The 9,247-nt window shown below is 49.7% G+C and carries 7 protein-coding genes; 2 read left to right on the top strand and 5 right to left on the bottom strand.

What is annotated here, in order from left to right; translation table 11 throughout:
• Positions 1-168: 168 nt before the first annotated feature.
• Positions 169-1,083: a DMT family transporter gene (locus MoGM_RS02340; RefSeq protein ID WP_104368601.1), complete on the bottom strand. Its 915-nt coding sequence runs from the start codon at positions 1,081-1,083 to the stop codon at positions 169-171.
• 92 nt (positions 1,084-1,175) lie between these two features.
• On the opposite strand from MoGM_RS02340, the gene MoGM_RS02335 reads away from it, so the two are divergent.
• Both MoGM_RS02335 and MoGM_RS02330 read left to right on the top strand, forming a co-directional pair.
• The gene (locus MoGM_RS02335; RefSeq protein WP_104368600.1) at positions 1,176-1,994 is read left to right on the top strand and encodes an AAA family ATPase; all 819 of its coding nucleotides are present in this window, start codon (positions 1,176-1,178) and stop codon (positions 1,992-1,994) included.
• Positions 1,995-1,996: 2 nt separating this feature from the next.
• Positions 1,997-3,004: a DUF4435 domain-containing protein gene (locus MoGM_RS02330; RefSeq protein WP_104368599.1), complete on the top strand. Its 1,008-nt coding sequence runs from the start codon at positions 1,997-1,999 to the stop codon at positions 3,002-3,004.
• A gap of 166 nt (positions 3,005-3,170) precedes the next feature.
• Here the strand turns inward: MoGM_RS02330 and MoGM_RS02325 are convergent, their stop codons facing one another.
• From MoGM_RS02325 to dxs, 4 genes are all read right to left on the bottom strand, one after another.
• Positions 3,171-4,133 (bottom strand): type I phosphomannose isomerase catalytic subunit, encoded by a 963-nt coding sequence (locus tag MoGM_RS02325; RefSeq protein WP_104368602.1) that lies wholly within the window; start codon positions 4,131-4,133, stop codon positions 3,171-3,173.
• A gap of 125 nt (positions 4,134-4,258) precedes the next feature.
• On the bottom strand, positions 4,259-5,716 hold the full coding sequence (locus tag MoGM_RS02320) for a TrkH family potassium uptake protein (RefSeq protein WP_104368598.1): 1,458 nt from the start codon (positions 5,714-5,716) through the stop codon (positions 4,259-4,261).
• The gene (gene trkA, locus MoGM_RS02315; protein ID WP_104368597.1) at positions 5,710-7,068 is read right to left on the bottom strand and encodes a Trk system potassium transporter TrkA; all 1,359 of its coding nucleotides are present in this window, start codon (positions 7,066-7,068) and stop codon (positions 5,710-5,712) included. The genes MoGM_RS02320 and trkA overlap by 7 nt, the downstream gene beginning before the upstream one ends.
• Positions 7,065-8,957 carry a 1-deoxy-D-xylulose-5-phosphate synthase gene (gene dxs / locus MoGM_RS02310; RefSeq protein WP_104368596.1) on the bottom strand — a complete coding sequence of 631 codons (1,893 nt, stop codon included), beginning with the start codon at positions 8,955-8,957 and terminating at the stop codon, positions 7,065-7,067. Before dxs ends, trkA begins: the two co-directional genes overlap by 4 nt.
• Positions 8,958-9,247: the final 290 nt, after the last annotated feature.

The raw sequence follows: 9,247 nt of genomic DNA, 5'->3' as shown, positions 1-9,247 counted from the left end.
TCAAGCAGGCGACAGCCTGCGACAACTTCTTTAACTCCCTTAACTTCTCTAAAAAGAACTTCCTTAACCCCTTAATCTGCCTTGTTCCATGCCTGTGATGCCTGATATTTGAAGATGAATTTATTCAGAAACATTTAACCGTACAAATGTACGACTCTTAATATATCATTACTGCCGCTTCTCCCCGTCCGCCCTGCTTCTCGACTTTGTCACGAGCCATACGCCTGAGAAAACAAGGACAACAGCAACGGCGTGGGCGGGTAGAAAAACGCCGAGACCGGTGATTACGCTCACCAATACGGAGACGAGCGGCTGCACGTAGTTGTATATGCTGACGACTGTGGGCCGCAGGGTGTGCTGTCCTATCATGGTGAGAATATAGCTTAGATATGTCGCCACGAAGACCACATATCCGGTTTCAATCCATGTCTTGACAGGCACTGCGGCGAAGTCTATCGCCGTGACGCTGCCGAAAGAAAATGGCAGGACCATGAACGTGGCGAAAGTGAACATCCACTTGTTTATCGTGAATACCGAATAGCGCTTGATGAGCGGACTGAACAGCGACAGGTAGAGTGCGAACGAGAACTGGGCAAACAGGCACAGCAGGTCGCCGCGGATGTCGCCGACACGGGAATTCACGGCGGCTGCGCTGGTGAGGATGAGTATCAGCGCGCCGCTGCATCCCATGAGCACGCCCGTGGCTTTCTTGCCGGTAATCGGCTCTTTGAGAATGAGCGCCGACAGGATCATGGCGAATATCGGCATTGATGTGGTCACGATACTGGCGTTAATCGGAGAGGTGATGCTCAGGCCGATGGTATAGCAGCACTGGTTGAGAACGAGGCCGAGAAGGGCGGCGAAGAAAAACATCGCTATGTCCTTGCCGGGTACATGCTCGCGCCTCACAAAAAATGAAGTGAGCCAGAACAGCACTGCCGCCCCGCATACCCGAAATGTGACTAAGTCTATACCCGTGATGCCGTGGGTCATGGCGTCTTTGCCGAGAGGAGCCATCAGCCCCCAGAACGCGCAGGCAAAGAACATACTGAGATGAGCGGTCAACGCTCTTTTGTTATCCATCTTTTTCTTTATTATTGAAAAACCGCTGCAAAATTACATATTTATTGAGAATAATACGTATATTTGCGGAAAGGAATTTCATATTGACGGATATGCAGAAATACGCTGACTACATCGCCCAGATAGAGATAGACTCACTGTGGAGCGGCAAGAAGCACATTGTGTGGAACCTTGACCAGAAGGTGAACATACTGAGCGGAATAAACGGGGTGGGCAAGAGCACTATATTAAACAAGGTGGTGAAAGGGCTTGTCCATGGCGGAGAGTTTACCAGCAATGTGGTTGCCGGAGTGCGGATGAAGGTCGTTCCGGAAGACGCGCGGTGGATAAGGTATGACGTGATACGCAGTTTCGACCGCCCGTTGATGACGAGCGAGCTGGTAAACAAGGTGGTGGACGCGTCGGTGACAACGGAACTGGACTGGCAGTTGTATCAGTTGCAGCGCAAGTATCTTGACTATCAGGTGAACATCGGTAACAGGATAATAGAGGTGTTACAGTCGGGTGAGGCAGACGGAGCGCAGCGTGCGCAAGAAATCTCTGAGCCGAAAAAGAAATTCCAGGATATGATAGACCGGTTGTTTGCAGAGACCGGTAAGCGGTTGATACGCACGAAGAATGATATCGCATTCTCGCAGATAGGCGAGGTGCTCACACCGTATCAGCTGTCGAGCGGAGAGAAGCAGATGCTCGTGATACTGCTGACCGTTCTCATAGAAGACAATCAGCCGTATGTCCTTTTCATGGACGAGCCGGAAGTGAGCCTGCACATAGACTGGCAACAAAGGCTTATAGACATGATAATAGACCTTAACCCCAATGTGCAGATAATACTGACGACCCATTCTCCGGCAGTGATAATGAACGGATGGATGGACAAGGTGACGGAGGTAAGCGACATAACAATATGAATATGGGCAGGCGGTTGAAAGACAGCATCACGTCTGGGTATTTCGAGGCGGCCAACAGGATGACCTCGAAAGACGCGCGGCGGAGAATCGTGGCTTATGTGGAAAGCTACGATGATGTGTTCTTTTGGCGTACGGTGCTCAGCGGCTTTGAGGACGATACCTGTTATTTTGAAGTCATGCTGCCGTCGAAAGGCACTTTGCGCAGAGGCAAGAAATCGGTTCTGATGAGCGTGATTGCCGATAACGCTGGGAAGGACATGATAGCGTGTGTGGATGCCGACTACGATTATCTGATGCAGGGACGGACCGTATCGTCGCAAAAGATACTTGAAAATCCTTTCGTGTTTCATACTTATGTCTATTCGATAGAGAATTACCAGTGTTTTGCCGCCTCGCTGCATGATGTGTGTGTGATGGTGACGCTAAACGACCATGCAATTTTCAACTTTACGGAATATATGCGGCAATATTCAGAGGCATGTTATCCGCTGTTTGTATGGTCGATATGGGCTTATCGCACTGAAAATTATGATTATTTTTCTCTGTCAGATTTCACGAAAGTGATAGATCCGGGAGGGTTCAACGTGTTTGCTCCGCAAGTGGCGATAGACAATCTGCGGCGCAAGGTGTCACGTAGGGTTAATGTTTTGCGTCAGCATTTTCCCAGGGCGAAAGAATCCTATCTTGCGCTTAAGGACGAATTGCGGCAGCTCGGAGTCACTCCCCAGAACACATATCTGTACATACAAGGTCATCATATATTCGATACCGTGGTGGTGCCGATAGTGACAAAGGTGTGCAATCAGTTGAGAATGGAGCGTGAAAGGGAAATACAGGTTACGTCTGCACACCGGACGCAGATGCGAAATGAATTGTCCTGTTATGAAAACAGCATCGAGGATGTTCGATCGATGCTGAAAAAAAATGTTGGTTATATTAATAGTCCGCAATTCAACAGGCTGCGGAAAGATGTGGAATTGTTTGTCGAACGGTTGAAGACCGGTAGGTAATCATGTGTCGTTTGTCAGTTGTTGACGCATTAATCGTATAGGCGCCCCATGATATGTATCATGCCTGTTCATACTGCCTTAAACATGGATGGTACATCGTGATTTGGTTTTATGGAGGCCAAGAAACAATGGACATGCGTTATTCATACGTGTATGGATTCTCATTTCAGATGTATGTTTCAAGGAATTTTATGTCTCCGGTGATGTTCACGTGGTTCATTTCGGCCGGGATGAGCAGTGTTTTACCCATTCCGAATATTGTCTCGTTGCCATCTTCGTCTGTCAGGGTTCCTTCTCCTTTAAGTCCGATGAGTATCACGAAACTGTCGAGTTCGGAGTAGTCGAGGGTCATCGGCTCGTCTATATCGTATACGGCAGTGTTGAACAACGGACTTTCCACGATTTGGACACCCTCGTTTTTGACGGGAGTATAATCGGTCTTATATGACTCTTTCACCTCGTAATCTATGGATTCGGCCGCCTTTTCGGTATGCAGCTCCCTGAGATTGCCGTCTTTGTCTTTTCTGTTGAAGTCATAAATACGGTATGTGACATCACTTGTCTGCTGTATTTCGGCGAAGAAACAGCCTTTGCCTGTGCTGTGAATACGTCCTGCGGGAATAAAGAAACAGTCTCCCTCGTTCACCTCATATTCGGTAATGACATCGCATATAGTGTTTTTTCGCACCATGTCCTTGTACTCTTCGGGAGTGATATGCTGTTTGAGGCCCAGCAAAATCTTTGCGCCCGGCTCAGACTTCATCATATACCACATCTCTGTTTTACCGTTGGGATGGCCGTGTCGGCCGGCAGTTTCGTCATCGGGGTGTACCTGTATGGATAAATCGCGGCATGCGTCAATGAATTTTATGAGTAGCGGAAACCTGTTTCCGAAACGTTTGTAGTTGTCGTTTCCCACCAGTCTCCCTTTCAGCTCGGCCACGACATCATTCAGTCTTCGGCCTTCGTATTCACCGTCGGCCACCACGGTCTCATTGTTTTCAAGGCCGGAAATCTCCCAGCTCTCTCCCACTTGTTCGAGAGATTGGCTTGAATGCTTGAACGGTAGGATTTTATCGCCTCCCCATATCGTTTGCTTAAACAGGGGAACAAATGTTAATACTCTCATATTCTTGCAACTTTTTATCATTCTTTTGTATGTGTTGACAGCATATTAAAGGTGTGGTCTAAGTTCGGTTTCCTTTATTTGTCGGTGTCATTAATTCTATTTCTCAAGGTTCTTTTCACTATCTGTCAGTTGTCTTTCCAGTATCCTGGTGTGAAAAGCACGAATACCGACATAATCTCTATACGTCCCATGAGCATCAAAAGGGAGCATATCCATTTTATACCGTCCGGCAACGTGCTCCAAGACATTTCCGGACCTATTTGCGTTCCGAGCGTGGGGCCTACGTTACTCATGCAACTCAAGGCTATGGTTATGGCGTTGGTGTTGTCTATTCCCACGGAAATCATTATTGTAGCGGCAATCAGGCACATGAGGACGTATGCGGCAAAGAACGCAAGCAGGGTGGAAATCTTTGATTGGGATATACTCATTCCGTTTACTTTCACCGGCAATACGGCATTGGGATGCAGTATTTGTTTGAACTCATTGCGTATCACTTTCAATACAATGACACCGCGGATACACTTGAACCCGCCGCTTGTCGAGCCTGCGCATGAGCCTATGAACATGCACGCTCCCAGTATTACCCATGTGATGTGGGGCCATGTCCCGGCGTCATCGTTGAAAAGTCCGGTGGTGGTGATGAAAGAGATGACTTGGAACAATGCGCTTCTGAAAGCCCTTTCGATGCCATAGTCCATTCGTGTTATCAGCAAAAACATTATCATTGCCGTGGCCGTGACGATGATGCCGATATATAATCTGAACTCTGAGTTCTTCAGCATTGTGTCAAACCGGCCTTTGAATATCATCATATAGAGCAGCGTGAAGTTGAGGCCGGCAAGGAACTGGAAGAGAATGCCTGTGTATTCTATTATCGGCGAACCGAAGTATGCCGTACTTTCATCATGCGTTGAGAAACCACCGGTGGCCGTTGTAGACATGGAGTAGTTCAAACTGTCGAACAGACTCATTCCCGCAGCCCAGAACGCGCCCATGCATGCCACGGTAAGGGCAAGATAGATAGACCATATCCACTTGGCATTCGTGCTGAGCCTGGGGTGCATCTTTGAGCGGATCGGACCGGTGGCTTCCGCTGCAAACACTTTGACGCTGCCGCCTACCATCGACGGTAGGATGGCAATGGTGAAGAATACAATACCGAGGCCGCCTATCCATTGCGTCAGCGAGCGCCAGAACAATATGCCGTGGGGCAGTCTTTCCACGCTGTCGAGTATTGTGGCTCCGGTTGTCGTAAATCCCGACATCGTCTCAAAATAAGCGTCGGCCACGTTGGTTATGTATCCGCCGATCAGGAAAGGGCACATACCGAAGAAACTGAATATTATCCACGTTGCCGTGACCACGAAGTAAGCATCCCGCCTGCTCATGTTGTTTGATGCCCCGCGACCCAGATATTTGAAAATAAAACCTATTCCGATGGTCGCTATCATTGATATTAGGAATGCCATGGAGTCGTCTTCCCCGTAATATAACGATATGATAAAGCAACAGAACATGAAGCCGCATTCGAGAAAAAGCAACTGGCCGATGATTTTCGATATGGTTCTGAAGTTTACCATAATGAACTGGTCTTAAAATATTTCTCCACCTTTTTCAGATTATGTTCATGGAAGAAGACCATGACCGAGTCACCCTCTTCAATCTGCGAGTTTCCGTTCACGAGCATGCCAACCCCTTTTCTTACCAGTCCGCCGATTGTCACTCCGAACGGCAGTCCGAGCGATTTTACCGGCTTTTTTGTCACCGGCGAACCTTTTGCGGCCGTGAATTCGGCCACGTCCGATTCCACCATCATGAGCGAACGCATGTTGCTGACATCGGCGTCAAGCATCATTTGGTGTATGTGGTTTGCCGCTATTGTCTTCTTGTTGATTATTGTTCCGATATCAAGCTCTTCCGCCATGTTGACGTAATCAAGGTTCTCAACCGTGGCAATGGTCTTGTGTACACCCAGTCTTTTTGCCGTCAGGCATGCGAGTATGTTTGTCTCGGCGTTTCCTGTCAGTGCCACAAAAGCCTGGGCGTTCCTTATGCCTTCCTCCTCAAGCAGGCTGATGTCCCGTCCGTCGCCGTGTATTACCATTGTGTCCGAGTCGTCGAGCAGCTGGTTCAGCCGCTCGCAGCGTTTCTCGTCTATCTCAATGATCTTTATGTTCATGTTGTCGGGCGCTGTCAGGGCAGTCCTTACAGCCGTCTTGCCGCCTCCCATGATGATAACGTTCTTCACGTCTTCATAGTGCTCCTTGCCTACTATCTTGCGTATATATGGTAAATACTCCTTTGTGGTCATGAAAAAAGCCATGTCGCGGTCGTGCAGCTCGTCGTTTCCGCTTGGTATTATCGCCTCGGCTCCGCGCTTGATTGCCACTATGTGGTACGGATCGTCAGGGCCGCATAGTATCCGCAGCGGTTGGTTCAGGATCTCGCATTGCTCATGCAGTTTGATGCCGAGCATCACCAGATTGCTGCTGTGCACGTTCCAGTGCAGCCTTGCCCAGCTGAGTCTCAGTCCGTTCACGATGTCTACCGCGGCCAATGCCTCGGGATAAATGAGCGAGTCGAGCCCCATTCTCTTGAAAAACGATTCGAGGCTTGGTGCCAGATACTCATAGTTGTCTATCCTCGCCACTGTCTTTTTAGCTCCGAGCGAGTGCGCTATGATACATGCGTTTATGTTTGTGCTCTCTTCCGGTGTCACGCCGATGAACAGGTCGGCGTTGTATACTCCGGCTTCTTTCTGTGTTTTGATGCTTGTCGGAGAACCTTGCAGTGTCATTATGTCGCATTCACGGTCGAGATTGCCGAAGCGTGCTTCGTCCTCGTCTATCAAAGTACAGTCCTGATGGTCTTTCGACATCAGTCCGGAGAGGTGTGTTCCGACGGCTCCAGCGCCGGCAATGACTATTTTCATTCTGTTATTTTCTTTTTAATACTGTCTTTGTCCAAGCCTACTATCTCCCGTAACTGCTCTACCGTGCCGTGTTCAATAAATTCGTCGGGCAGTCCCATGCGTTCTATTTCGGGATAGTGGCCGCGGTCTGCCATCCATTCCTGTATCGCCGAGCCGAATCCTCCGGCTCTCGCTCCGTCTTCCACGGTGATTATTCTATGGAATTTTGCCGCCACCTCATTCAGGAGTTCTTCGTCGAGCGGTTTCAGGAAGCGTATGTCGTAGTGCGCCACAGACAACCCCTCGTTCTCCTTCTCGGCCTCTTCTATAGCCTGTGCCACGGTGTTTCCTATCGGACCTATTGTCAGCACGGCGGTGTCCCTGCCGTCTTTCAGCCTGCGTCCGGTGCCTACTTCTATTTCCTCAAGCGGGCATTTCCAGTCTTTCAGCACTCCTTTTCCGCGCGGATACCTTATCACGAACGAGCCTTTGCCCGGCAGTTGTGCCGTATACATCAGTCGTCTCAGTTCGTGTTCGTTCATCGGTGATGCTATCGTCAGGTTCGGAACGGCCCGCAGGGCCACCATGTCGAAAGCTCCGTGGTGTGTAGCCCCGTCTTCGCCCACCAGTCCGGCCCTGTCAAGGCAGAGCACTACGGGCAGGTTCATGATCGCCATGTCGTGTATGATGTTGTCGTAAGCTCGTTGTGCGAAAGCACTGTATATGTTGCAGAACGGTTGCAGGCCTTCTTTCGCCATGCCTCCCGAGAATGTCACTGCGTGTCCTTCGGCTATGCCCACGTCGAATGTTCTGTCGGGCATGGCTTGCATCATGATGTTCATCGAGCATCCCGTCGGCATGGCGGGAGTCACTCCCACGATGTTCGGATTGCGCTCCGCCAGTTCGAGCAGCGTGTGCCCGAATACGTCCTGATACTTCATCGGGCTGTCATCCGACCGGTTTTCGATGCGCTCTCCCGTATCCACGTCAAACTTTCCGGGCGCGTGCCATATCGTGGCCGCTTTCTCTGCCGGCTCATATCCTTTGCCTTTCGTGGTGTGAAGGTGCAGCAGTTTGGGGCCTTTCATGTCTTTCAACTGCTTCATTATGCGCACAAGCTCTTTCACGTTGTGCCCGTCGAAAGGTCCGAAGTACCTTATGTTCAAGCCTTCAAAAATATTCTGTTGGTGGCTGATTGCCGCTTTGAGGGCGTTTCCCAGTCGTATCAGTCCGTTGCGCCTGTCGTCTTTGAGGTAGCCTTTCGAGCGCAGCCAGTTTCCTGCTTTAAATCTCAGTGCGTTGTAAGTCTCGTTGGTGTTCAGCTCGAGCAGATATTGTTTCATTCCTCCCACGCTCCTGTCTATGCTCATGTTGTTGTCGTTCAGCACTATGAGCATGTCGTTGGGTGTGGATGATACGTTGTTAAGCCCTTCAAATGCAAGTCCGCCGCTCATAGCCCCGTCGCCGATCACGGCCACCACATGTCTCTGCCCGGATTGTGTCTTGGCTGCCACCGCCATTCCGAGCGCGGCCGATATGGAGTTGCTGGCATGTCCGCATACGAACGTGTCGTATTCGCTCTCTTCCGGCGATGGGAACGGTCTGATGCCGTTCAGCTTGCGGTTGGTGCAGAACTGTTCTCTCCTGCCGGTCAGTATCTTGTGCCCATAGGCTTGATGCCCCACGTCCCACACAATGCGGTCGTCAGGTGTGTCGAATACATAATGCAGAGCCACCGTGATTTCCACCGCACCGAGGCTCGACGCCAGGTGTCCCGGGTTTACGGAAAGCTCTTCTACAATGTCCTTGCGTAGCTTTTCACAGACTTCCGGAAGCTGTTCAACATTTAGTTTTCGCAGATCATCCGGGTATTTAATGTGGCTCAAAAGGCCCAAATCATCTTGTCTCACTATATATCTTTACATGTATAATATGTGCAAAGATACGCTTTTATTTTTAAATAGGCCTTTATGTAACGATAATTTAGCGGCTTTTGCGATGATATTCGACATGGGTCAATTATGTGTCTTTCTGTGTCCCGTCGACTCTTTGTGACCTCGGGCGTGTGTTCTCAGCAGCCGTTGCAGTGGCAGTTTTCTGTCTCGAATTCGAGTGTGGTGTGGGTTATCCCGGCTTCGGCAAGGACTTTTTTTATGTCGGTTTTCGTCTGCTCCATGGCATTGATGTCGCTTGTTACGAC

Source organism: Prevotella sp. MGM1 (genome assembly GCF_002933775.1).
Lineage (GTDB): Bacteria > Bacteroidota > Bacteroidia > Bacteroidales > Bacteroidaceae > Prevotella.
Note: the sequence above shows the minus strand (reverse complement) of the source record. Positions and strands in the feature narration are given on the sequence as shown.